The following is a 25707-nucleotide window of genomic DNA, read 5'->3' as shown; positions in this document are numbered from 1 at the left end:
CTTAAAATCAATTAACTCATTGTAAACGTTGTGCCTTCTCTCCCATCTTTTAACTGAATTCCTAAGGCTAATAACTCGTCTCTAATTTGGTCTGACAATGCCCAATCTTTATTTTCACGCGCTTCTTTTCTCAGTTTGATGAGCAATTCAATAACTTCGTTGATTTTGTTTGAATTTTCTTGCGAAGTTTCATTCAATAAGCCTAAAACATCAAATACAAATGCATGCAATGTTTCTTTTAACTCTTGCAAATCTTGTGCTGTTACACTGGCTTTTTGTTCTTTGATTTGATTGATGACCTTTACAGCTTCAAACAAATTCGCAATAAGAATTGGTGTATTGAAGTCATCATTCATGGCATCATAACAACTTGATTTCCATTCTTGAACATCAAAAGTTGATGCATTTCCAGCTTCAATTTTATCTAAAAAAGAAATGGCTTCCATCAATTTTGCATGTCCTTTTTCAGCAGCTTCTAAGGCCTCTCCCGAAAAATCTAAAATGCTTCTGTAATTGGCTTGCATGTTGAAAAAACGCACTACACTTGCCGAAAATGGTTTGGGTAAAATGGTATTTTCTCCTGTTAAAATTTCGTTTGGCAGAATAAAATTCCCAGTTGATTTTGCCATTTTTTGACTATTTAGCAACAACATGTTGGTGTGCATCCAATAATTGACAGGTTTTACCCCACTGCAGGTTTGTGATTGGGCAATTTCGCATTCGTGGTGTGGAAATTTCAAATCCATTCCTCCTCCATGAATGTCAAATTGTTCGCCCAAATATTTGGTACTCATTACAGAACACTCTAAATGCCAACCCGGAAAACCATCACTCCAAGGAGATGGCCAACGCATAATGTGACGCTCGTCTGCTTTTTTCCAAAGCGCAAAATCTTGCGGATTTTTCTTATCAGATTGTCCGTCTAAAGCACGTGTATTGTGAATTAAATCCTCAATTTTTCTTCCTGAAAGAATTCCGTATTTTCCTTTTTTGTTGTATTCCAACACATCAAAATATACAGAGCCATTTACTTCATACGCAAAACCTTTGGTTAAGATATCTTTGATCATTTCTATTTGTTCTACAATATGACCAGTAGCTGTTGGCTCAATGCTTGGTGGTAAAAAGTTGTAATTTTTCAGAACGTTATGAAAATCAACTGTGTACATTTGTACCACTTCCATAGGCTCAATTTGCTCTAAACGTGCTTTTTTAGCAATACGATCTTCGCCTTCATCAGCATCATTTTCTAAGTGACCAGCATCAGTAATGTTACGCACATAACGCACTTTATAACCCAAATGCAACAGATATCTGAACACTACGTCAAAAAACATAAACGTTCGTACGTTTCCTAAATGTGCATTGCTATACACTGTAGGTCCGCAAACATACATGCCAACATAGCCTTCTGTAATAGGTTTGAAAACTTCTTTTTGCTTGGTAAGCGAATTGTAAATTTTAAGCTGTTGTTCTTTGTAACGTTCCATTTAAAAAAGTGGCTATTTTTGGTGGCTAAAGATAGGCACTTTCAGCAGAATATAGAAATGGAAAACTGTTAGAAGTTTGATAAAAAAAAGTGTCTTATTTTAGATAATACACTATTGATTTACAGCAATTTGACTGTATTTCCCGTTGATAAAAAAAGTAGAATCCTTTGTTTTAATTGTAAAATTTCCGTTGATTTTTTTTGATTTTTCATTTAGAACATTCAATTTCATAGAAGGATTTGCGGTTGAATTTGTCATTGATTTTATTTCAAAAAGTAGGTTTTTATCTAAATTCTGAAGATTTACAATTGCATTTGTATAATTGAGATACAGTAATAATTTAGCGTAATCCGCATGAATTTTTTGAATGTTTAAATCCCCAAACTTTGTTGAAAGTTCCACATTTTTATGAATATTCTGAATAGTTACATTGGAATAATTCGTATTGATTTTTGTATTGGTAACTGATGCAATTTTTGCATCAGTTACGTTGTTTAAAAATAAATTACTGGTACTTATATCATTGATATTTACTGGCGAATAATTGATGGTTAACTTGCTATTATTCAAATTAATGGCATCAAATGAACCGTATTTTACATTCCCGAAAGCGACAGTGTTGGGTAATTTTACTTTGCAATGACGCGTATTTAAATCGAAAGTGGCACCTTTTGGAGCTTTGATTTCAATTTTTTTTGTAATTTTTACTTTCTTACCATCAATCATAACATTGTCTGATTCTGTAGCAAAATGCATTTTCACTTTTGCCAATTCTTGTCTTGCTTTTTCCAATTGCTGTCGCATTTTTTCTTTGTCAATTTTTTGGATATAGATTTTGTTTTTTTCTATTTCGTTCTTCATTTTTTCACGAGAGGCCTCAAACTCTTTGCGCATTTTTTCTCGGTCTTTTTCCATTTTATCTTTCCATTTTTTGTAATCCTTTGACTTTTTAAATTTTTCCCAATCTTCCTTGGATTCAATTTTAATGTCATTTTCACCATCTTTCCAGTGAAAAGAATATTTGCCATTTTTTCCTACAAGATTGTCTATTGATGAGGCATCCCAAAACACAAAATCATTATTGAAATTAAAATCAAAATCTACTTTTGGCATGACAATTTTTTCCATAAACGTTGAATCCAATTCAAAAACATTTGGGAAATTGAAATTTGAGTTGTCTAAAAAAACAACCTCGTTATTGAATGGAAAACGATTGTTGGTTTGTGTGGTAATCTTCACTTTACTTTTGTTGCCTAAGGCCTCAAAATTCCAGTTTTTAAAATACTTTTCAGCAGCTTCTTTAGAAACTCCTTCAATTTCGATAAATGCTGTAATTTCTACTTCATTTTTATCCCAATTGGAAACAGAAATTTCTGTATTGGAGGCATTAATGGCAATTTCTACGTCTTTGTCAACATTGAATTTTTCATTGTATTTTCGGTCATATTTCTGAGCGAAAATGCTTGTTGTTGCAAACATAACAACAAACGGAATGACTGTTTTATAAAATTTGTAATTCATCCTTTTTTTTGTTTAGATTTTTAAATTGTGATAACTGTTTTTTTAACTGCTGCAGCAGTTCTAATCGCAATTGCAGGTTGCGAATCAATGCATCAATGGTGGCATTATTAACCCCTTTTGTATTGAGCTCTTTGGTTAATAATGTGTATTCGTTCATCAATTCTGCTATTTTTACTAAATAGCCATCAATGAGTTCTTTGTTGGTATTGTCAATTTCTATTTCACTGATTTCCAGATTGATACTATTTATATAATAGGTTTCAATTGTATTGAATTCTGGGGAAATAGTACCCAATGTAATTTCTTTTGCAGGTGGATTTATTGGGGTTGCATCTTTTTCATTTGTAAGAAATAACCAACTACAAATACATACCAAAACTGCTACTGAAGCCGCAATTGAAATCCATTTTATAAAGCCTTTTTTAGGTTGCTTTTGATGCAATTCAGCCACTAATAATTTCTCGAAATTTGCTTCGTGATTTGCAGGTAAAGGTGTTTCTTCTTTCCTGATTTGCTTTGCTAATTTTCTAATATCTTGTGTCATAATCTACATTTTAATGCTTCTTTAAGCGCATTTTTTCCACGTAATAATTGTGTTCTAGAGGTATTTTCTGTGATGTTTAAAATCTCTGCTATTTCTTGATGGTCATAACCTTCAATTAAATAAAGTGTTAGAATAATTCTGTATTTATCCTTTAATTGTTGCATTGCTTTTTTAACATCCTCCATTGTAATTTCATGTTCAATTTGCCAATTCTCCTCTTCTTCTGAAATTGTCATGATCTCTTTAGAAATCGGAATGATGTCTGTATTTTTTTTCTTCAACTCATCCATGCTTTGGTTGATGACAATTCTCTTTAACCAAGCTCCAAAAGCCACTTCATTTTTGTACGTATCTATTTTTTTAAACGCTTTGATGAAGGCTTTTTGCATTACCTCTTCTGCTACAAACGTATCATTCACCATTCGTAACGCTACAGAAAACATAGCTTTACAGTACAATCCATACAACTGCATTTGTGCTTTTGCATTGTTTTGTTTGCATTGATCAATAATATGTTGATGTAGCTGTTTGGTTGGCTTCATTAATACAATCGTTACTTAAAAGACGACAGATTTTTTGTTCTGTTGCAAAATGAGTGAATTTTTATTTCTAAATTTACTTTTATTTTATAAAAATGGCTAAAAAACCATCTGCACTTCATGAAATACCGGGCGTTTCTCAACCAGAAACGACGAGTGCTTTGAGTGCAGCTAAAATCAAGCAATTCCGTGCTAAGAAAAATTCGGTGGATGAATTTGTACAAGCTATTTTACAGGGAGACATTCCGTTTTTAAGCAAAGCCATTACTTTGGTTGAAAGTACGAATTCCAAGCACCAAGAGCAAGCCAATGAAATCATTGAAAAATGCTTGCCTTTTGCGAACAATTCCATCAGAATTGGTATTACAGGCGTTCCAGGTGTTGGAAAAAGTACGTTTATTGAAGCCTTTGGAAAACACCTTACTAGTCAAGGAAAAAAAGTAGCTGTATTGGCTGTTGACCCCAGTAGCTCTGTGAATAAAGGCAGTATTTTGGGTGATAAAACACGTATGGAGCAATTGGTCACAGACCCCAATGCTTTTATCAGACCTTCTCCTGCAGGAAGTTCGTTGGGTGGTGTTGCTCAAAAAACAAGAGAAAGTATTATTTTGTGTGAAGCAGCTGGATTTGACACCATCATTATTGAAACAGTTGGAGTTGGGCAATCTGAAACGATGGTACACTCTATGGTTGATTTCTTTTTATTACTGAATTTGGCGGGTGCAGGAGATGAATTGCAAGGCATTAAACGCGGTATTATAGAAATGGCTGATGCTATTGTGATTAATAAAGCAGATGGTGAGAATGAAAAGAATGCTACAATTGCACAAGTCGAATTCAATAAAGCCTTGCATTTGTATCCTTTAAAAGAAAGCAATTGGCAACCAAAAGTACTTGTAGCAAGCGCTTTGAAGCATATAGGAATTGATTTGATTGCTGCTATGATTCAAGAATATATAACACTCACCAAACAAAATGGCTACTTTGCTCAACATAGAAATGCACAAAATAGGTTTTGGTTACTCTCTACTATTGAGCAACAATTGAAAGCTACTTTTTACAAAAATCCTCAAATACAGAAATTGCTTTCTGATGAAATTCAACAATTGGAAGCAGGAAAAACAACGCCCTTTTTGGCTGCAAAACGATTGTTAGAAAGAAAGTGTTGAGTGTTGAGTGTTGCGTTTTAGGCATTTCACTTTCAATAATTAAATTGGTAGAAAGTATATTTTTTTTAGTGTATTAGAAAAAAAGAGCCTCTTATTTTGATAACAATAAAAAGTTACTCCTAAAAATTGATTGTTTTCACAAATATTGTCTGTCAAAAAAACATATCCAAAAGTTCATTTGGTCAACTCATTAGATTACAATAATTTTGCATGCGATGAGAAATAAACTTTACATACACTTCTTTATACTTCTAGCAACTTTGTCTAGTGTAATAAATAGTTATGCAACTACACCTCATCTGTTTTCTAGTTTTTCTTACTTCACCGCTTTTCAGGAAAACACCTCTACCACTAATCAAATTGATGAGGCTGTAAAAGTTGAAGCTTTTAAACCATCTATCAATATTGCCAATGAATTGTTTATTATTGAGGAAATTCCGGTTGAAGATGTTGAAGAGCAAGAAGAATCCCTTTCACACAAACTTAAAAAATCAGTTGTAAGTTTTTATTCATCGGCATTACTTTACAGAGTATTGTTTGAGAATGCATCGTTAAAAACGAAAGAAAACTCTCATTATCAAAATACTTTTGCAACTCATGTTGCTGTAAACTTGTATCAAAAGTTCGAAGTTTATCGAATTTGATTCCCAAATAACAGGATTTCATTCTGCATCCTGTTACATTCTATTCCATTTTAGTTAGCATCAATTAGTTCTTTCAAAGAAAGCTAATTGTTATTTATCCATTTTCATTTAAATTTTTAATATCAAATCCTATGAGAAAAATTTTCATTGGTCTTCTCATTGTAACTTTATATGCAAGTTGCAACAATCACCATGAAGCGGCACATGAAGCTTCTAAATATCCTATTACAAACCCTATCCAAAAAGATACTGTTATTACCAAAGAATATGTGAGTCAGATACATTCTATCAGACACATAGAAATTAGAGCCATCGAAAAAGGCTACTTAAAACAAATTTTTGTAGATGAAGGGCAGAGTCTTAAAAAAGGACAAATGATGTTTAACATCATGCCAAACATTTACAAAGCCGATTTTTTAAAAGCAAAAGCCGAAGAAAAAGTGACAGAAATAGAATATCAGAATACCAAATTATTGGCAGATGAGAATATCGTTTCTAAAAACGAACTTGCCATGGCAAAAGCAAAATATGACATTGCAAAAGCCGAAGTTTTATTGGCACAAACCCATTTGGATTTTACGGATATCAAAGCGCCTTTTGATGGCATCATGGATCACTTGCACGTAAGAGAAGGCAGTTTGCTTGATGAAGGCGAGTTACTTACCACGCTTTCTGACAACAGTAAAATGTGGGTGTATTTCAATGTTCCAGAAGCTGAATACTTAGATTATATCACTAGTGCTAAGAAAAACGAAAAACAACAAGTAACGCTTTTAATGGCAAACAACAAACCATTTCCTGAGAAAGGAATTGTAGAAACCATTGAAGGTGAGTTTAATAACGAAACAGGAAATATTGCTTTTAGAGCAACATTCTCAAATCCTGATGGCATTTTACGACATGGTGAAACAGGAAATATTGTACTTACAATTCCCATGAAAAATGCTGTTATCATTCCGCAAAAAGCCACTTTTGAAATTATGGATAAAAGATATGTGTATGTTGTGGATGCCAATAACGTCATTAAACAACGTGAAATACAAGTAAGTGCCGAGCTTGAAAATATTTTTATCATTGGCAAAGGACTATCAAAAAATGACAAAATTTTGTTGGATGGCATTCGTAAAGTAAAAAACAATGAAAAGATTGAGAGCGAGTATTTAAACCCAAAAACCGTCTTTTCTAATCTTAAATTATTTGCTGAATAAGCAGTACTAAAACTACAAAAACATGTTTAGTAAATTTATAAAAAGACCCGTTTTAGCCATTGTAATTTCTGTAATGATAGTATTTACAGGATTGCTTGCTATCAAACAATTACCCATATCACAGTTTCCTGAAATTGCGCCAACAACCGTCAATATTTTTATTGCGTATCCAGGATCAAGTGCCGATGTTTTGGTAAACTCAACCTTGATTCCTTTAGAAACAGCCATTAATGGTGTGGAAGGAATGCGTTATGTTGCTTCGGATGCTACTAGTGCAGGTGAAGGAACCTTGCGTGTAATTTTTGAACCAGGCACTGACCCAAATCAGGCAGTAGTAAGGGTTAAAACAAGAGTAGATCAAGTAATGCCTTTGTTGCCTGAATTGGTGCAAAGAGAGGGTGTTATCATTACCCCAGTGCAACCCAGTATGTTGATGTACGTAAACCTTTATGGCAAAGAAAAAAGTATTGATGAAAAGTTTTTATACAACTATTCTTATACTAAAATCATTCCTGAGATTCAACGTATCAATGGAATTGCGAGTGCACAAATTTTAGGAAGTAGAAAATATGCTATGAGAGTTTGGTTAAAACCAGACAGAATGCGTGCCTATAACATTTCTGCAGAAGAAGTGTTGGAAGCCATGCAAGACCAAAGTATTTTGGCAAGACCCGGAAGATTGGGACGAAGTGATGGAGGAAAAACCTCGCAAGCTTTAGAATATGTATTGACGTATGAAAACCGTTTTAACAAACCAGAGCAATACAAAGAAATCATTATTAGAGCCAATGAAGAAGGACAATTGATCAAATTAGCAGACATTGCTGATGTAGAATTGGGCAGTGAGTTTTTTGATATTTACTCTAATTTAGACGGAAATCCTTCTGCATCTATCGTTTTAAAACAAACCTTAGGAAGTAATGGTAGTGAGGTAATTCATCAAGTAAAAGAAAAACTAAAAGAATTGGAAGCTGAACTTCCTCCAGGGATTGAGTTTCAAATCAGTTATGATGTATCTAACTTTTTAAATGCTTCTATAGACCAAGTATTGCACACTTTACGAGATGCATTTATTCTTGTTGCTATTGTAGTTTTCTTATTTTTAGGTGATTGGCGTTCTACCTTAATCCCCATTATTGCAGTGCCTGTTTCTTTGATTGGTGCCTTTTTTGTGATGCAACTTTTTGGGTTATCCATCAACTTGATTACGCTTTTTGCCTTGGTTTTGGCCATTGGAATTGTGGTGGACAATGCCATTGTTGTGGTTGAAGCTGTCCATGTAAAAATGGAAGAAAAGAATGTAACTCCATATCAAGCATCGTACGAAGTTTTAGGAGAAATTGGTGGAGCCATTATTGCCATTACTTTGGTAATGGTGTCTGTATTTATTCCGATTTCATTTATGACAGGACCTGTAGGAGTTTTCTATCGTCAGTTTTCCATTACCATGGCAGGTTCTATTGTGATTTCGGCAATTGTAGCTTTGACGTTGACGCCTGTTTTGTGTGCGATGCTATTGCAAAACAATCATGGAAAACCCAAAAAGAAATCGCCTATTGATAAATTTATTTATTGGTTCAACAACGGATTTGAAAAAATAACAGGCAAATACGTAACAATTTTGAATAAAATTGTTGCAAGAAGAATCATCACCTTTGGCATTTTAGCTGCCTTTTGTGTGGGAATCTTTTTTACAAGTAAGGTATTGCCTGCAGGATTTATTCCCAATGAAGATCAAGGGATGATTTATGCCATCATTCAAACTCCTCCAGGAGCCACTTTAGAGAGAACCAATGATGTGGCTAAAAAATTACAAGCCATTTGCGAAGAAACTGAAGGAGTTGAATCGGTTTCGTCTTTAGCCGGTTATGAAATTATGACAGAAGGAAGAGGCTCAAACGCAGGAACTTGTTTGATCAATTTAAAACCATGGTCTGAACGAGCACATACCGTTCATGAAATTATGGAAGAATTGGAAGAAAAAACCAAAGATTTAGGAGCCATTATTGAGTACTTTGAACCTCCTGCAGTTCCTGGATTTGGTTCTTCTGGCGGATTTTCTATGCGTTTGTTAGACAAAACCAACGGAACTGATTATCATGAGTTTGAGAGAATCAATAATGAGTTTATGGCTGCTTTGGCGAAACGCAAAGAAATTACAGGATTGTTTACTTTTTATTCTGCCAATTATCCACAATATAAATTGAAAATAGACAATAAAAAAGCAATGCAAAAAGGCGTAACTATTGGAAACGCCATGGAAAACTTGAATATTTTAATTGGTAGTACTTACGAACAAGGATTTATTCGTTTTGGTCGATTTTTTAAAGTTTATACACAAGCTGCTCCTGAATACAGAAGGCTTCCCACAGATTTGGAAAAGCTGTTTGTAAAAAATGAAGCGGGCGAAATGGTTCCGTATTCGTCTTTTATGAGCATCACCAAACAACTTGGCCCTAACGAAATTACGCGATACAATTTATACAATTCGGCATCTATTAGAGGATTACCTGCTAAAGGATATACCAGTGGTGATGCCATTGCAGCAATCAAAGAAGTTGCTGCCAAAGAATTGCCTAGAGGATATGATGTTGGCTGGGAAGATTTAACATTTGATGAAGCACGAAGAGGTAATGAATCACTCTATATATTTATCATTGTGATCATTTTTGTGTACTTCGTTTTGGCGGCACAATATGAAAGTTTTTTATTGCCTTTTGCGGTTATTTTATCACTTCCTGTGGGTGTTTTTGGTTCGCTGATTGTGCTGAAAGGCATGGGACTTGCCAATGACGTGTATGCACAAATTGGGATTATCATGTTGGTTGGTTTGCTGGGAAAAAATGCGGTATTGATTGTAGAGTTTGCTGTGCAAAAACGCAGGCAAGGTGCTACCATTTTAGCAGCAGCTATTGAAGGTTCTAAAGCCAGATTCCGTCCTATTTTAATGACCTCTTTTGCCTTTGTTGCAGGATTGATTCCTTTGGTAATTGCCTCTGGAGCTGGTGCTATTGGTAACAGAACTATTGGGGGCTCTGCTTTGGGTGGAATGTTGATTGGAACTGTATTCGGAGTTCTTATCATCCCTGGATTGTATTACATTTTTGCCACTATATCAGATGGAAAAAATTTGATTAAAGATGAAAAGAGTGAGCCACTATCAGAAGAAATTATGAAAAGTAGTGAAGACAATACCAAGGGTAAATTGAAACTCAAATTGAAAGAGTTGAAACTAGTAATCAAAAAATTAACCAAACGAAAAGAAGATGAATAATTTACATCACTATAAATCGCTGTTTTTTGTGGGTATTTTGGCATTGGTACTGCATGCTTGTGTGCCTGTGAAAGACATCCGAAAAGCACAAACAAATGTTCCTGAAAATTATGGAACAACACCCATTGATTCTTTAAATACTGCCAAAACTTCTTGGAAACAATTCTTTGCAGACCCTTATCTTATTGCATTGATTGATACTGCTTTGGTTCGCAATCAAGAACTGAATATCATGACACAATCTGTTGCCTTGTTTGAAAATCAGATTCAGGCTAAAAAAGGAGAATATCTTCCTTTTGTAAATATCAAAGGAAGTGCAGATGTTGAGAAAGTTGGTAAACATACCAGAAATGGCGCTGTTGAAGAAAGTTTGCACATAGATGGCGAGGAATTTCCTGAGCCTTTGCGCAATTATTCTGTTGGATTGGTTGCTTCTTGGGAATTGGATATTTGGAAACAATTGCGCAATGAAAAGAAAGCTGCCGTTTTAGAGTATTTATCTTCAGTAGAAGGTAAAAACTTTATGATTACCAACTTAGTAGCAGAAATTGCAGATGCGTATTATGAATTGATGGCACTTGACAATCAATTGGATATTTTACATCAGAATTTACAGTTGCAACAAAATGCGTTGAAGATTGTAAAACTTCAAAAAGAAGCTGCTAAAACTACTGAATTGGCTGTGAGAAGGTTTACTGCAGAGGTACAAAAAACTCAAAGTGAAACCTTTGAAATTGCGCAGAAGATTACAGAAACAGAGAATAAAATCAGTTTTTTACTTGGAAAATCTCCTAGTAAAATCAGTAGAAATTCTGCTAGCTTTTTAAACATTCCTATTGATTCGGTTTATGCAGGAATTCCTTCGCAATTGTTGGAAAATAGAACGGATATCAAAAAAGCCTCTTTAGAATTGGAAGCCTCTAAATTGAATACCAAAGTTGCCAAAGCTAATTTTTATCCTTCTTTAGGTATATCTGCTGGTGTTGGTTTGAATGCTTTTAAAACCGGACTTTTAACCAAAACTCCAGAATCATTAGTGTATAGTTTTGCAGGAGATATTGTGGGGCCTATCATCAATAGAAATGCTATAAAAGCTATTTATAAAAATGCCAATAGCAAACAAATTCAGGCGATATTTGAATATGAGAAAACGATTTTAAATGCTTACATAGAAGTGGCTACTGAACTCTCTAATATTCAGAATTTGAAGAATGTATATGCTTTTAAAGAAGGTCAAGTAACTACACTAACTGAATCTATTACGCTATCAACCAGATTATTTACCTCAGCAAGGGCAGATTATTTGGAAGTTTTGCTTACCCAACGCGAAGCTTTGGAAGCCAAAATTGCTTTGGTTGATACTAAGAAAGATCAATTGATGGCAAACATCCACCTGTATAAATTTCTGGGTGGTGGTTGGCAATAACTGTATTTGAATTTTGTCTTTTGAAAAGAGTTTGTCATTGGTTTGGCAAGCTCTTTTCTTTTTATGGCTTTTGCCACACATTAGGAAATTCTACTCCACACTTTTGCAGTCTTTGTCATTTCGTTGAATGCCTTTTTGATTCGTTCGTTTGATTCTTGCTGCATATTTGGGTCTTGCTCTAGCAATTTGATGGCTGTTTTTCTTGCTAGGTGCAAGATTTCGCCATCTTTAATTAGGTCTGCAATTTTAAGATTTAACACGCCACTTTGTTGTGTACCCATGAGATTTCCAGGACCTCGTAATTTTAAATCTACCTCTGCTATTTTAAATCCGTCAGTGGTTTCGACCATGGTTTTTACCCTTGTTTTTGCCTCATCTGACAGCTTTGCGCTGGTCATTAAAATGCAATAGCTTTGCTCAGCACCTCTCCCTACTCTGCCTCGTAATTGGTGCAATTGACTGAGTCCAAAACGTTCGGCACTTTCTACAATCATTACACTGGCATTGGGTACATTTACGCCTACTTCAATTACAGTGGTTGCTACCATAATATGCGTTTCGCCTTTTACAAAACGCTGCATTTCGAATTCTTTCTTTTCGGCAGTCATTTTTCCATGTACAATGCTTATTTGGTATTTTGGCATGGGAAACTCTCTTGAAATGCTTTCAAAACCATCCATCAAATCTTTGTAATCCAATACTTCTGATTCTTCAATGAGTGGATATACCACATAAATTTGTCTTCCTTTGGCGATTTCATCCCTCATAAATTTTAAGACGGATAATCGTTGACTGTCAAAACGATGTACTGTTTTGATTTCTTTTCTTCCTGGAGGCAACTCGTCAATCACTGATATGTCTAAATCACCATACAAAGACATGGCTAATGTTCTTGGAATTGGAGTGGCTGTCATTACTAGGATGTGGGGAGGTGGAGCCCACCCCTTCCCTCCCAAAGGGAGGGTGTTTTCCAATTGTGCTTCCCCTCCTCCCGAAGTTTCGGGACTCCCCAAGGGGAGGCTTTTTAATTTAGTTGTAGAATTTATAATATTATTATTTTCTGTACTAACTCCCTTCCCTTTGGGAAGGGTTGGGGATGGGCTTTTCATCCAAAGTTTAGCGCGTTGTGCGACTCCAAATCGATGTTGTTCGTCAACAATTGCCAATCCTAGATTGTAGAATTGTACTTTTTCTTCTAATAAGGCATGTGTGCCTATTAAAATGTGCAAAGAGCCGTTTTCTAGTGCTTCGTGAATGGTTCTTCTTTTCTTGGTTTTTGTTGATCCTGTTAGCAAATCGACTGTAATCGGCATGTCTTTTAACATTGTTGCTATGGCATTGAAATGTTGGGTTGCTAAAATTTCTGTAGGTGCCATTAATGCTGCTTGAAAACCATTGTCTATTGCCAATAACATGCTTAGCAGGGCTACTATTGTTTTTCCTGAGCCTACATCTCCTTGCAATAAACGGTTCATGTGAATGCCCGAAGCCACATCTTTTCGGATTTCTTTGAGAACTCTTTTTTGTGCACCTGTAAGTTGAAAGGGCAAATGGTATTTGTAAAAATTATTGAAGTTATCGCCCACACTTTTAAAAACAATCCCTTTTATTCTAGTTTTATGAAGTAGGTTTTTCCTTACCAATTGCAATTGAATGAAAAACAATTCTTCGAACTTTAAGCGATATTGTCCTTTTGCCAATGCTTCTTGACTTTTAGGAAAATGTACATTGAGTAAGGCTTCTTTTTTGGAAATGAGCTGTTGCTCTTTTAGTATCTCGTGCGAAAGCGTTTCTTCAATTCCGTCATAAAATTGCTTGAAAAGACTCTCTATATAGGTTCTGATTAGTTTATTGCTGATGCCTGCACTTGCCAATTTTTCTGTGGAGGCATAGACTGGTTGCATGGCTGATTGCAGCTTTTTTTGATATTCTGTTACCAATTGCATTTCAGGATGCGGCATGCTGAAACTGCCGTTAAAATGATTCAGTTTGCCATAAATCACATAGGGCTCATTGATTTTTAGGGCATTTGCAATCCATTTTTGACCTTTGAACCACACCAATTCCATAGTACCTGTGGCGTCTTGAAAGGTTGCCACTAGCCTACTTCCTTTTTGTTGAGCTACTGATTTGATGTGTGTGATTTTTCCTACAATTTGCACCTCGGCATTGGAAGGTTGTAATTGATTGATTTGGTAAAATTGAGTTTTGTCAATATATCTGAAAGGAAAAAAGTGCAGTAAATCTCTACAGGTTTTGATGCCCAACTCTGTGTACAACAAAGTAGCTCTTTGCACGCTAATGCCGTTGATGTACGTAATGGGATTGTTGAGATTATGCATGTTTTCTATTCAAGGTTCAGGGTTTATGGTTCAAGGTTTAAAGCTGGGTTGAAATTTTATATTTTGAATGGCATTTTATTTGTAAAAGCAAATATCAAACATAAAGAGGAGCATTGCAAATTTAGTTGTGTTGAATGATGGGTTGCTTTGTTGTATTTATTGTATGACACTATAAGTAACTATGAGTTCTACTTGGGTAAGGTACGTTATAACCTATAGTAGAGTACGCTATAACTACGCTATAACTATGCTATAACCTGCTTTGATCCTATACTTTGACCCGTCCTAAAATAACTATACAGGTTATTAAATAAATCCTATTATAGTTATACAAATATAAATTTTAATCCTAAACGAACTATACATCTGTTTTTTCATGATTAAAATTTTTATAATATTTTTTCCATCGTTTGTTTAATTTCTCTGATTGCAAATGTGCTTGATTCGGAGTTAAATAATCACAACTTGCATGAGGTCTTAATTCATTATAAGACTTTATACTTTTGTTAACTTGAGACCCTGTTTGTTCAAAACCTAAGGAACTAGCGTAAAGATTAAACTCTGTTTTAATGATTCCATTTACTCTTTCTGCCAATGCATTTTCATATGGATCTCCATTTTCGGTCATGCTAATACTGATGTTGTTTTTTAGTAATAAATCAACATAGTTATGGGAACAATACTGTGAGCCTCTATCTGAATGATGTATGATTGATTTATCATATAATCTGTTACTGAGAGCCATTTTTAATGCATTAATACACCCTTCTGCTGCTAAGTCCTGACGAAAACTATAGCCCATTATTTTTCTAGAATAAGCATCTGTTATCAAACTTAAATAGCCCCATTGGTTGGGTAATCGAATATAAGTAATATCACTAACCCAAACTTGCTCTGGTCTTGTTATATCAACCTCTTTTATTAGATTACTATACTTTCTCATCCAATGCCTAGAATCAGTTGTTATCGCTTTTCTTTTTCTTTGGCGGATTAACAGTTTATGTTCTGACAATAAATCAAATAAATAATCCCTACCAAAGCTTATTTGATGTGACATCAAATTGTTTTGCAATACATAATGTAATTTTCTTGTTCCTAGCCTTGGTAAGTGTTTCCTAATGTTAAGCACTTCCTGAAGGATGATATCTTCTTTGACTAAACTACTTTCTTTTCGCCATAAACAATCGTAATAGGCATGCCTTGTTTTGCCAAACAATCGACATAAAACAGCTATTCCTAACTTAGGAAAGTCTTGTTTCATTCTTAAGACTGTTTGGCACCAGACTTTTTTCTAATCTCAATTTTGAGTTGTTCTTCAGCCACATCAATGAGCGTGTTCAGGGCTTTAATTTTAAGCTCTGCTTCTTGTAAAGCTTTTTGCAGAGCTTCTTTCTCTATTTCATTTGAAGATGATCTATCTTGAGTCATTGCAGAAGTATTTGCAGTACAAATCTCGACTTTTTCTGATTTAAACTGTAGAATCCAGCCACGAATTATTTTTTCTGTCTTTATATTATAGGCAGTTTTAGCCTCTTTTAAAGTGAATCTGCCTTGTTCTATAGCATTTACAATGGTACGCTTTTGAAGCTTTGTATAGCTTCTTCGTTTGATAGTTTCTTGATATGTGGAAGAGCCATACTCGCGCATCCAGGAACTTATTGAATTCTTTCCTAAATCATAAATCCGGTTAGCCTCTTTTCTAGGCAATCCATTTTCAACTTCTTGTACAATCTTTAAAATTAAACGCTTGTCATAACGACTTTGTTTGTTCTCGCGATTTGAATAAATCTCTTGTTCTTCGTGTTTCATATACACTGGTTTTGTGTATAGCTATTTTAGGACAAGACACTTTGCATGCTGTTTACATGGGCTTTGAATTGACTTTTAGTAAACTTTAGAATTTTTGTTGTATTTTGCTGTAAAATTGTAATTTAACTATGGCAAGGCAAAAAGGTATTATAGCGCTAAAAGGCACTATTGGTGGGTTGAATTTTTATCAACTGAATGGTACGCCTGTGGTGCGCAAAGCAGGTGGTGGTTTTAACGGAAAAACGATTAAAACGAGTCCAACTATGCAACGTGTTCGTGAAAATGGTAGTGAATTTGGGCATAGCTCAAGCGCAAACCGTGTTTTTCGGAATGCGATTCTTTCGTTAACCGATGGAAGTCCTTTTGCGAATTTTCATCGGCATTTGATGCCCTTGTTTGCACAACTAAAATCTTTGGATACTTTGAATATTAGAGGTCAACGAAAAGTAAGTGAAGGTTTGGCTCGTGTTGAAGGCAAACAGTTATTTAAAAAATTTGCTTTTACACCCGATTGTGCTTTTGCGAACCAAAAGCCTTTTGATTTTAGCATTGATGCAGCAACGTATGGATTGCATTTGCGACAGTTATCATTATCCTCTGTAAAAGCGCCAAAGGGAGCTACCCATATTTCTTTGCAGTATGGAGTGTTGGCTATTGATTTTGATGGATTTGCAACACAATTATCTCAAGCAGCTGCTTTGGTTTTGCCTTTGTCTACGGATACTGGTTCATTTGATGTACCTCTTGAAACCCCAATAGCCTCTACCCTGCCTTTTCATATTTGTTTGTTGGGTGTGCGTTATTATCAGCAACAGGAGTCATCATTCTACTTATTGAATGCTAAAGAAAGTATTGGGTTGCTGGTTATGGAGGTGTGTTCATAAATAAAAATAATAACTATCACAAAAAAAAGCTATTTGATAGAATCTTTATTACATTTGCGTTTTAACAAATTATTAACTATTTAAAAATTAAATCCCTCTCCAATAATTTTTAATGTATGAATTCGTATTTTATTAGAAAAGGATTGCTTACTACAGCATGAAGTTTAAAAAGAAACTCAGAAAAGTTATCACAAAAAAAACACAAATTTTAACTTTTCTAGCGGTAAGTGTTATTTTACTTAACGCTTATGGAATTGTAAGGCTTACCACACTTTTAAATCATTTTTACAGTTTAAGCGCTACAATTAAAGCAGAAAAAAGTGAGGTTTGCATCAATGAAAGCACCTTAATTACTTTTGAAGCAATTGATGGGATACCTCCCTACACTTTTACTTATCAAATTAATGGAGGGGCAGAAACTGATATTCTTACTATTGGTGAAGCAAAAACAGTATCTTTAAATTTTGATGCAAAAAATACTGCTGGTGTTTTTGTTTACAAGTTGATAAAAATTACTGATAATAGTGGTGATGCACCAGTTGTTTTAGATGAACAAACCACCATAAACGTAAATGCCCCACCAGATGCTACTTTTACTATTACCAATGATAATTCTTGCAGTGGGGAAACTGTTGAATTTAATTCGAATGTATTAGAAAGTGACACTTTATCTTATTTATGGGATTTTGGTGATGGAAAGACATCAACACTTAAAAACCCAACAACTATTTATAATGACTTACTAGGCTGTGGTACTCGAAATTTCACTGTAAAATTAACTGTAACTGACGCTAATGGATGTATAAATACTACTTCACAAGTTGTTAGAGTGTTAGAAAGACCTGATATTAAGTTTAGAGACGAACTAACTAGAAGTGATATTTTTAGTAATTGCGATAATGCATCAGCATCAAGTTCAACTTATGAAATATCTGTAGAAAATATCTCTACAAGTAGCTGTTTAGATTCCTTTTTTATTGATTGGGGAGATGGAAACACAACAATATCAGCTAGTTTTCCGGCTAAACATACCTATTTAAACATAGGCGTTTATAAATTGAAAATTAAAGGATTAGGTTCTAATGGATGTGAAAATGAAGTTACTTATGAAGTAAAAAACGTAAGTAATCCTGCAGGTGGTTTGGCAAGTCCTGGAAATACGAGTAATTTATGTTTGGTAAATTCAGAACTAACCTTTCCAATTACAAATTATGAGTTAAATTCATTTGATACAACTTATACAATTGATTTTGGAGATGGAACACCAAAAGAGACATATACACAAGATGAAATACAAAATAATAATAAAATTACACACAAGTATTTAAAAGGAAGTTGTAATGAAGTAAATGGTGAATTTATAGCTACATTAGCAGTACAAAACGCTTGCGATACTACGACTTTTACAGTTGATAATATTGTTATTTTAGAATCATCTAAAGCTGAATTTTCTTCTATTGAAAAAACTTGTGTCAATACTAATATTATATTTCAAAATAATTCAATTTTAGGAGAAGAATCCGGATGTATTAAAAATGCTGATGTCACCTGGAATTTTGGAGATGGCACTATTAAAAAATTTTTTTCTGTAAATACAATTAATAACATACAACATTTATATACGGTTCCGGGTACGTATGATGTTACCTTATCTATCAATACTAAATGTGGTATTAGTTCTTTTACAAAAGAAATCTGTATAGAACCCGAAATTACTCCAAGTTTTGATGTAAACGCTCTTGAAGGATGTATTCCATTTCAATTAAACACTACCAATACTACAGATTTATCACAATTATGCAGTGCTCCGACTTATGACTGGACAATAAGTTATCAAGCAGCAAATTGTGAAACAGCTTCTGATTGGGAATTTATTGATAGTTCGGATAAAACCTCTGAAAACCCTAAATTCTTATTTAAAAAAGCAGGAATATATACCATAACAAGAAAAATTTCAACAGAATGTGGTGATAAATTTACCAGTAAAGTTATTACTGTAAAGAAACCTCCTATTACAACTATTAATCCAATTAGTGATTTTTGTGAAAATTCTAAAATAAATCCGACTGCAGTTATTGAGAATTGCACTCAAAACCCTGATGGAGTTATTTATAAATGGACTTTTCCTGGTGGAATACCTGCTAGCTCAACATCATTAAATCCTGGAGAGATTGTGTTTAACACTCCTGGAATTTATACTATTAGTCTAGAGGTTACTAATGAGTGTGGAGTTTCAAATACAGCAACTCAAACATTTGAAGTTTTTGAAACACCTACAATCAATAATACTGATTTAATTCAAGAAATTTGTTCAGGAGAAAATACAAACGAAATTATTTTCAACTCAAATAATCCTGAAACTGTTTATAGTTGGGTTGCAATTACTAATGGAAATATAGTTGGTTTTATACCAAATGGGAATACAAACTCAATACCATCACAAACCCTTATAAACGATGACAATGGAAATAATAAAGAGACAATAACCTATAGAGTAACACCTACTTTAAATTCATGCGTCGGTGATCCTGTAGATTTTGTTATAACTGTTTATCCAAATCCTATTATCTCTAAGCAACCACAATCATCTGAAGTCTGCTTAAATGGTATTGCCACTACTCTAGAAATAGATTACACTCGAAGAGCAGGAACGCCTGCTTATCAATGGTTTGTGAATACCACTAATGTTGCCTCTGGAGGAACAAGTATTGATGGTGCTACTGCTAGTAGCTATGACCCTCCAACAGATACTGTAGGAACTAACTATTATTATGTTGAGATTTCTTTTACCTCTGGGGGATGTGATAAAATAGTTTCTGATGTTGCTACTGTTACTGTTACTCCTCAATTAACTATCGATTCTGTTGCTACAAATCAATCTATTTGTGTAGGGGGAACTGCCGCTGAATTTGAAGTTACTTTTACAGGGGGAACTGGAACACCTTCGTATCAATGGTTTTCGAATACTATTAACTCAAATTCTGGCGGAACTGCCATTGCTGGGGCTACCAATGCTAAATATACTCCTGCCCCTTTCAACACAGATGGTAGTTTTTTCTATTATGCTACTGTTTCTTTAAGTGGTAATGGATGTACTAGTGCTAATAGCAATGTTTATCAAGTAAACGTCATCCCTGACGCAATCATTGATGCACAACCTTTGGCTTCGCAAGAATTGTGTCAAAATGCAATTCCTACTGATTTAAGTGTCGTTGCTAGTGGCGGAACTGCTTCTAATAAAACCTATCAATGGTATCGAAATAACACCAATTCAACCATTGGAGGTACTGCTATTGTGGGTGCAACCAATAGCTCATACACTCCCTCTTCTACAACCATTGGAACTCAATATTATTATGTGATTATTTCTCAATCGGATTCGGGTTGTAGTGTAACAAGTAGTGTTGCTACAGTGAAAATTAACGAAGCGCCCATTGTAACAACCCAACCTCAATCTTCGGAGGTTTGTTTGGATGGTGATGCTACTCTTTTGGAGGTGGTTTATGAAAAAGGCACAGGAACTCCTGCTTATCAATGGTTTGTTAATACTACTAATGTTGCCTCTGGAGGAACAAGTATTGATGGTGCTACTGCAAGTAGCTATGACCCTCCAACTGATACTGTGGGAACTAACTATTATTATGTTGAGATTTCTTTCGACTCTGGGGGATGTGATAAAATTGTTTCTGATGTTGCTACTGTTACTGTTACTCCTCAATTAACTATCGATTCTGTTGCTACAAATCAATCTATTTGTATAGGCGGAACTGCCGCTGAATTTGAAGTTACTTTTACAGGGGGAACTGGAACACCTTCATATCAATGGTTTTCGAATACTATTAACTCAAATTCTGGTGGAACTGCCATTGCTGGGGCTACCAATGCTAAATATACTCCTGCCCCTTTCAACACAGATGGTAGTTTTTTCTATTATGCTACTGTTTCTTTAAGTGGTAATGGATGTAATAGTGCTAATAGCAATGTTTATCAAGTAAACGTCATCCCTGACCCAATCATTGATGCACAACCTTTGGCTTCGCAAGAATTGTGTCAAAATGCAATTCCTGCTGATTTAAGTGTCGTTGCTAGTGGTGGAACTGCTTCTAATAAAACCTATCAATGGTATCGAAATAACACCAATTCAACCATTGGAGGTACTGCTATTGTGGGTGCAACCAATAGCTCATACACTCCCTCTTCTACAACCATTGGAACTCAATATTATTATGTGATTATTTCTCAATCGGATTCGGGTTGTAGTGTAACAAGTAGTGTTGCTACAGTGAAAATTAACGAAGCGCCCATTGTAACAACCCAACCTCAATCTTCGGAGGTTTGTTTGGATGGTGATGCTACTCTTTTGGAGGTGGTTTATGAAAAAGGCACAGGAACTCCTGCTTATCAATGGTTTGTTAATACTACTAATGTTGCCTCTGGAGGAACAAGTATTGATGGTGCTACTGCAAGTAGCTATGACCCTCCAACTGATACTGTGGGAACTAACTATTATTATGTTGAGATTTCTTTCGACTCTGGGGGATGTGATAAAATTGTTTCTGATGTTGCTACTGTTACTGTTACTCCTCAATTAACTATCGATTCTGTTGCTACAAATCAATCTATTTGTATAGGCGGAACTGCCGCTGAATTTGAAGTTACTTTTACAGGGGGAACTGGAACACCTTCATATCAATGGTTTTCGAATACTATTAACTCAAATTCTGGTGGAACTGCCATTGCTGGGGCTACCAATGCTAAATATACTCCTGCCCCTTTCAACACAGATGGTAGTTTTTTCTATTATGCTACTGTTTCTTTAAGTGGTAATGGATGTAATAGTGCTAATAGCAATGTTTATCAAGTAAACGTCATCCCTGACCCAATCATTGATGCACAACCTTTGGCTTCGCAAGAATTGTGTCAAAATGCAATTCCTGCTGATTTAAGTGTCGTTGCTAGTGGTGGAACTGCTTCTAATAAAACCTATCAATGGTATCGAAATAACACCAATTCAACCATTGGAGGTACTGCTATTGTGGGTGCAACCAATAGCTCATACACTCCCTCTTCTACAACCATTGGAACTCAATATTATTATGTGATTATTTCTCAATCGGATTCGGGTTGTAGTGTAACAAGTAGTGTTGCTACAGTGAAAATTAACGAAGCGCCCATTGTAACAACCCAACCTCAATCTTCGGAGGTTTGTTTGGATGGTGATGCTACTCTTTTGGAGGTGGTTTATGAAAAAGGCACAGGAACTCCTGCTTATCAATGGTTTGTTAATACTACTAATGTTGCCTCTGGAGGAACAAGTATTGATGGTGCTACTGCAAGTAGCTATGACCCTCCAACTGATACTGTGGGAACTAACTATTATTATGTTGAGATTTCTTTCGACTCTGGGGGATGTGATAAAATTGTTTCTGATGTTGCTACTGTTACTGTTACTCCTCAATTAACTATCGATTCTGTTGCTACAAATCAATCTATTTGTATAGGCGGAACTGCCGCTGAATTTGAAGTTACTTTTACAGGGGGAACTGGAACACCTTCATATCAATGGTTTTCGAATACTATTAACTCAAATTCTGGTGGAACTGCCATTGCTGGGGCTACCAATGCTAAATATACTCCTGCCCCTTTCAACACAGATGGTAGTTTTTTCTATTATGCTACTGTTTCTTTAAGTGGTAATGGATGTAATAGTGCTAATAGCAATGTTTATCAAGTAAACGTCATCCCTGACCCAATCATTGATGCACAACCTTTGGCTTCGCAAGAATTGTGTCAAAATGCAATTCCTGCTGATTTAAGTGTCGTTGCTAGTGGTGGAACTGCTTCTAATAAAACCTATCAATGGTATCGAAATAACACCAATTCAACCATTGGAGGTACTGCTATTGTGGGTGCAACCAATAGCTCATACACTCCCTCTTCTACAACCATTGGAACTCAATATTATTATGTGATTATTTCTCAATCGGATTCGGGTTGTAGTGTAACAAGTAGTGTTGCTACAGTGAAAATTAACGAAGCGCCCATTGTAACAACCCAACCTCAATCTTCGGAGGTTTGTTTGGGTGATAACGCTACAACACTTGAAGTTGCTTACCAAAACGGTGTTGGTATTGCAACTCATCAATGGTTCTTAAATTCAGTTAATTCTAACACTGGAGGAACTGCTATTATAGGAGCAACCAATACCTCATATATACCTCCAACAAATGCAATCGGAACAATCTACTATTATGTTGAAATCAATTTTACAGACGGTGGTTGCTCAAAAATAGTTTCTGATGTTGCTGCTGTAATTGTAAATCAAATTCCTGTGATTGCTAATGATAGTATAACTATTTACAGTAGTGAAACTTTTACTTATAATCCTTCAATACTCAATGGAAATATAGTTCCAAACAATACACAATATACTTGGATTGTAAGTTCTATAAATCCAGCAGGAAGTATTATTGGAAGTTCTAATGCAATTTCTGGCCAAAATATCATCAGTCAGACTTTAGAGAATACAGGCACAACTCCTGCAAGGGTAACTTATACTATTTCACCATTTACAGATAAGTGTAAAGGATCTGATTTTACACTTGAAGTAGTAGTAAATCCAACAATAACCCCTAATGAAGTGATAACAAATAATAGTTGCTTTAACTCTAATGATGCTTCTATCACTACCAATATTACAGGAGGAATTCCCTTTGAAACTGGGAAACCTTACCTGATTAATTGGACTGGACCTAATGGATTTTTATCAACAGACTCTAGTATATTTAATTTAGTGGCAGGAAGTTATACTTTACGAATTGAAGATAAGGAAGGTTATTTTATCACTCGAAATTTCACTATTACTCAACCAGATAATCTTATTATCAATACAGATTCCACCAAAAACATATCTTGTTTTCAAGGAAATGATGGATCAATTAAGGTTACTGTAACAGGCGGAACTACTCCATACACCTACAATTGGACTACTTTGAATGGTAGTGGTTTGGTACAAAATACAAATTCTCAAAATGGACTTACAGCTGGAAATTATACTTTAGAAGTTATTGATAAAAATAATTGCAGTACCACTTTAGATTTTGTCTTAACAGAACCTGATGGTCTTGAAATCAGTGCTCAAAATATTGAAAATGTGTTATGTTTTGGAGAAGCAACAGGAAGTATCTCTATCAATGTCATTGGAGGAACTCCTTTTGAAATTTCTACTGGTATTTTTGATTATCAATATGCTTGGACGGGTCCAAATGGATTTACAAGTTTTAATAAAAATATTGCAAATCTTATTGCAGGAAATTATTTAGTTAAAGTTACAGACCAACAAGGATGTGTTACCAATGCTACTTTTAGTGTAACTGAGGCTACTAAAATTGAACCAATAGTCACCAAAAATGATGTTTCTTGTTATGGAGAAACTGATGGAAGTATTGCCATTTCGGTTACAGGAGGCGTAGCTCCATATCAAATACAATGGAGCAACCTAGCCAATGGATTTTCTTTGAATAACCTTTCTGCAGGTACTTATATTGCAACTATTACAGATGCAAATAATTGCGAAAGTAAAGTGACTATTGATATTAATCAGCCCATATTTTTTATAGATCCTATTGTAACGCCTATTTCTTGTAATGGAGAAAAAGATGGAAGTATAAAATTAAATCTAACTGGTGGAATTGCTCCATTTACAGTATTGTGGGATGATGACCCATCTGCAGGAATTGAAAGAAATAATTTAGGCGCAGGAATCTATCGAGTTTTAATTAAAGATAGCGACCCAAAACAGTGCCCAATTGAACAAACTTTTATTTTTACAGAACCACCTGCTTTAGTTGTTTCAAGCACAGTTGTGGATGCTACTGAATGTGACGTTATAGATAGTGGTAGTATTGACTTAATAGTAGCTGGAGGAACAGCTCCTTATTTTTATAAATGGAGCAATGGACAAACGACAGCCAATGTTAGTAATTTAGCTGCGGGAAATTATGCTGTTGAAATCACAGACTCAAATGGTTGTAAAACTACAAGACAATTTTCTATTTTTAGACAAGAACCTTTGCAAATTGAATTTGAAACAATTCTTTTAACTAATTGCGAAACAAAAATAGTTAGTCAGCAAACGAAAGCTAAAGTTACCGGTGGTTTTTTACCATATACTTATACTTGGTCAGATGGCACTGTCTCTACTACTGATAATAGCATTATGACAACATCGCAAAATGGTTCTTATACACTTTTGATAACAGATAATCAAGGATGCACAATTCAAAAATCATTTGCAGTATCTGTGCCTAGTATAGGAACACCAGATTTTCAATTTAGTGCTTTTTCACAAAACACTTATAATTTTTTATCGGTTGAAGATCCTATTCAGTTTACAAATACATCAACAGGAAATTTTACCAAAGTTATTTGGGATTTTGGTGATGGAAAGCCAACGTCAAACGAAGAGAATCCAATTTATACTTATGATAATACGGGCGAATTTACGGTGAGATTGACTGTTGAATATGAAGCAGGATGTACTTATTTTATTGAAAGGATTTTGAAAATTACCCTTGGATATACATTAATTAATCCGAATGCATTTACACCAAATGGAGATGGTTTTAATGAAACCATACGTCCTTCATTTTTAGGATTTTCATCCATTGAGATGAGTATTTTTGATATTTGGGGAACACTTGTTTATACAGAAAAAGGAACGACCACTCTTAATGGTTGGGACGGAAATGTAAAAGGCAAACCCGCAGAAAATGGAAACTATGTTATGATTGTAAAAGGAACAACCTTTTATGGAAAAGAAATCTCAGCGAATACTTCAATCACCTTAATTAAATAA

At 34.8% G+C, this 25707-nt stretch carries 14 protein-coding genes; 7 read left to right on the top strand and 7 right to left on the bottom strand.

Annotated features, from left to right (window positions below):
* Nucleotides 1–11: 11 nt before the first annotated feature.
* The 4 genes from cysS to WHA43_RS01095 form a co-directional block, all read right to left on the bottom strand.
* On the bottom strand, nucleotides 12–1490 hold the full coding sequence (gene cysS, locus WHA43_RS01110) for a cysteine--tRNA ligase (RefSeq protein WP_105045337.1): 1479 nt from the start codon (nucleotides 1488–1490) through the stop codon (nucleotides 12–14).
* 111 nt (nucleotides 1491–1601) lie between these two features.
* The gene (locus tag WHA43_RS01105) at nucleotides 1602–3011 is read right to left on the bottom strand and encodes a hypothetical protein (RefSeq protein WP_105045336.1); all 1410 of its coding nucleotides are present in this window, start codon (nucleotides 3009–3011) and stop codon (nucleotides 1602–1604) included.
* Entirely contained in the window at nucleotides 2992–3555 is a 564-nt protein-coding gene (locus WHA43_RS01100) for a hypothetical protein (RefSeq protein WP_105045335.1), read from the bottom strand. The genes WHA43_RS01105 and WHA43_RS01100 overlap by 20 nt, the downstream gene beginning before the upstream one ends.
* Entirely contained in the window at nucleotides 3552–4097 is a 546-nt protein-coding gene (locus tag WHA43_RS01095; RefSeq protein ID WP_105045334.1) for an RNA polymerase sigma factor, read from the bottom strand. Before WHA43_RS01095 ends, WHA43_RS01100 begins: the two co-directional genes overlap by 4 nt.
* 92 nt (nucleotides 4098–4189) lie before the next feature.
* On the opposite strand from WHA43_RS01095, the gene meaB reads away from it, so the two are divergent.
* The 5 genes from meaB to WHA43_RS01070 all read left to right on the top strand — a co-directional run bounded on the left by meaB (nucleotide 4190) and on the right by WHA43_RS01070 (nucleotide 11815).
* Nucleotides 4190–5263, top strand: a complete 1074-nt coding sequence (gene meaB, locus WHA43_RS01090; RefSeq protein WP_105045333.1) for a methylmalonyl Co-A mutase-associated GTPase MeaB — start codon at nucleotides 4190–4192, stop codon at nucleotides 5261–5263.
* Between the two features lie 215 nt (nucleotides 5264–5478).
* Complete coding sequence (locus WHA43_RS01085) at nucleotides 5479–5907, top strand: hypothetical protein (protein ID WP_146104880.1); 429 nt, start codon at nucleotides 5479–5481, stop codon at nucleotides 5905–5907.
* A gap of 131 nt (nucleotides 5908–6038) precedes the next feature.
* Nucleotides 6039–7115 (top strand): efflux RND transporter periplasmic adaptor subunit, encoded by a 1077-nt coding sequence (locus WHA43_RS01080; RefSeq protein ID WP_105045331.1) that lies wholly within the window; start codon nucleotides 6039–6041, stop codon nucleotides 7113–7115.
* 22 nt (nucleotides 7116–7137) lie between these two features.
* Entirely contained in the window at nucleotides 7138–10389 is a 3252-nt protein-coding gene (locus tag WHA43_RS01075; RefSeq protein ID WP_105045330.1) for an efflux RND transporter permease subunit, read from the top strand.
* Nucleotides 10382–11815 carry a TolC family protein gene (locus WHA43_RS01070; protein ID WP_105045329.1) on the top strand — a complete coding sequence of 478 codons (1434 nt, stop codon included), beginning with the start codon at nucleotides 10382–10384 and terminating at the stop codon, nucleotides 11813–11815. Before WHA43_RS01075 ends, WHA43_RS01070 begins: the two co-directional genes overlap by 8 nt.
* Nucleotides 11816–11895: 80 nt before the next feature.
* On the opposite strand, the gene recG is transcribed toward WHA43_RS01070, so the two are convergent.
* The 3 genes from recG to WHA43_RS01055 form a co-directional block, all read right to left on the bottom strand.
* Nucleotides 11896–14157, bottom strand: a complete 2262-nt coding sequence (gene recG, locus WHA43_RS01065) for an ATP-dependent DNA helicase RecG (protein WP_105045328.1) — start codon at nucleotides 14155–14157, stop codon at nucleotides 11896–11898.
* A gap of 358 nt (nucleotides 14158–14515) precedes the next feature.
* Nucleotides 14516–15418: an IS3 family transposase gene (locus WHA43_RS01060; protein WP_340828373.1), complete on the bottom strand. Its 903-nt coding sequence runs from the start codon at nucleotides 15416–15418 to the stop codon at nucleotides 14516–14518.
* 2 nt (nucleotides 15419–15420) lie between these two features.
* Nucleotides 15421–15966, bottom strand: coding sequence for a hypothetical protein (locus WHA43_RS01055; RefSeq protein ID WP_340828371.1), 546 nt, complete (start codon nucleotides 15964–15966; stop codon nucleotides 15421–15423).
* 128 nt (nucleotides 15967–16094) lie between these two features.
* Here WHA43_RS01055 and WHA43_RS01050 point away from each other — a divergent pair, with 128 nt between their 5' ends.
* Nucleotides 16095–16850, top strand: a complete 756-nt coding sequence (locus WHA43_RS01050) for a hypothetical protein (RefSeq protein WP_105045327.1) — start codon at nucleotides 16095–16097, stop codon at nucleotides 16848–16850.
* Nucleotides 16851–17007: 157 nt separating this feature from the next.
* Nucleotides 17008–25707: a PKD domain-containing protein gene (locus tag WHA43_RS01045; protein ID WP_340828369.1), complete on the top strand. Its 8700-nt coding sequence runs from the start codon at nucleotides 17008–17010 to the stop codon at nucleotides 25705–25707.

Source organism: Polaribacter gangjinensis (assembly GCF_038024125.1).
In the GTDB taxonomy this organism is placed as follows: domain Bacteria; phylum Bacteroidota; class Bacteroidia; order Flavobacteriales; family Flavobacteriaceae; genus Polaribacter; species Polaribacter gangjinensis.
The sequence above is the reverse complement of the archived record's forward strand: the minus strand, read 5'-3'. Positions and strand labels throughout refer to the sequence as shown.

Coding starts and splice junctions, on each gene's coding strand:
- recG (WP_105045328.1), bottom strand. CDS start 14,157: ATGCATAATCTCAACAATCCCATTACGTACATCAACGGCATTAGCGTG.
- WHA43_RS01095 (WP_105045334.1), bottom strand. CDS start 4,097: ATGAAGCCAACCAAACAGCTACATCAACATATTATTGATCAATGCAAA.
- WHA43_RS01055 (WP_340828371.1), bottom strand. CDS start 15,966: ATGAAACACGAAGAACAAGAGATTTATTCAAATCGCGAGAACAAACAA.
- cysS (WP_105045337.1), bottom strand. CDS start 1,490: ATGGAACGTTACAAAGAACAACAGCTTAAAATTTACAATTCGCTTACC.
- WHA43_RS01080 (WP_105045331.1), top strand. CDS start 6,039: ATGAGAAAAATTTTCATTGGTCTTCTCATTGTAACTTTATATGCAAGT.
- WHA43_RS01100 (WP_105045335.1), bottom strand. CDS start 3,555: ATGACACAAGATATTAGAAAATTAGCAAAGCAAATCAGGAAAGAAGAA.
- WHA43_RS01105 (WP_105045336.1), bottom strand. CDS start 3,011: ATGAATTACAAATTTTATAAAACAGTCATTCCGTTTGTTGTTATGTTT.
- WHA43_RS01060 (WP_340828373.1), bottom strand. CDS start 15,418: ATGAAACAAGACTTTCCTAAGTTAGGAATAGCTGTTTTATGTCGATTG.
- WHA43_RS01085 (WP_146104880.1), top strand. CDS start 5,479: ATGAGAAATAAACTTTACATACACTTCTTTATACTTCTAGCAACTTTG.
- meaB (WP_105045333.1), top strand. CDS start 4,190: ATGGCTAAAAAACCATCTGCACTTCATGAAATACCGGGCGTTTCTCAA.
- WHA43_RS01050 (WP_105045327.1), top strand. CDS start 16,095: ATGGCAAGGCAAAAAGGTATTATAGCGCTAAAAGGCACTATTGGTGGG.
- WHA43_RS01075 (WP_105045330.1), top strand. CDS start 7,138: ATGTTTAGTAAATTTATAAAAAGACCCGTTTTAGCCATTGTAATTTCT.
- WHA43_RS01070 (WP_105045329.1), top strand. CDS start 10,382: ATGAATAATTTACATCACTATAAATCGCTGTTTTTTGTGGGTATTTTG.
- WHA43_RS01045 (WP_340828369.1), top strand. CDS start 17,008: ATGAAGTTTAAAAAGAAACTCAGAAAAGTTATCACAAAAAAAACACAA.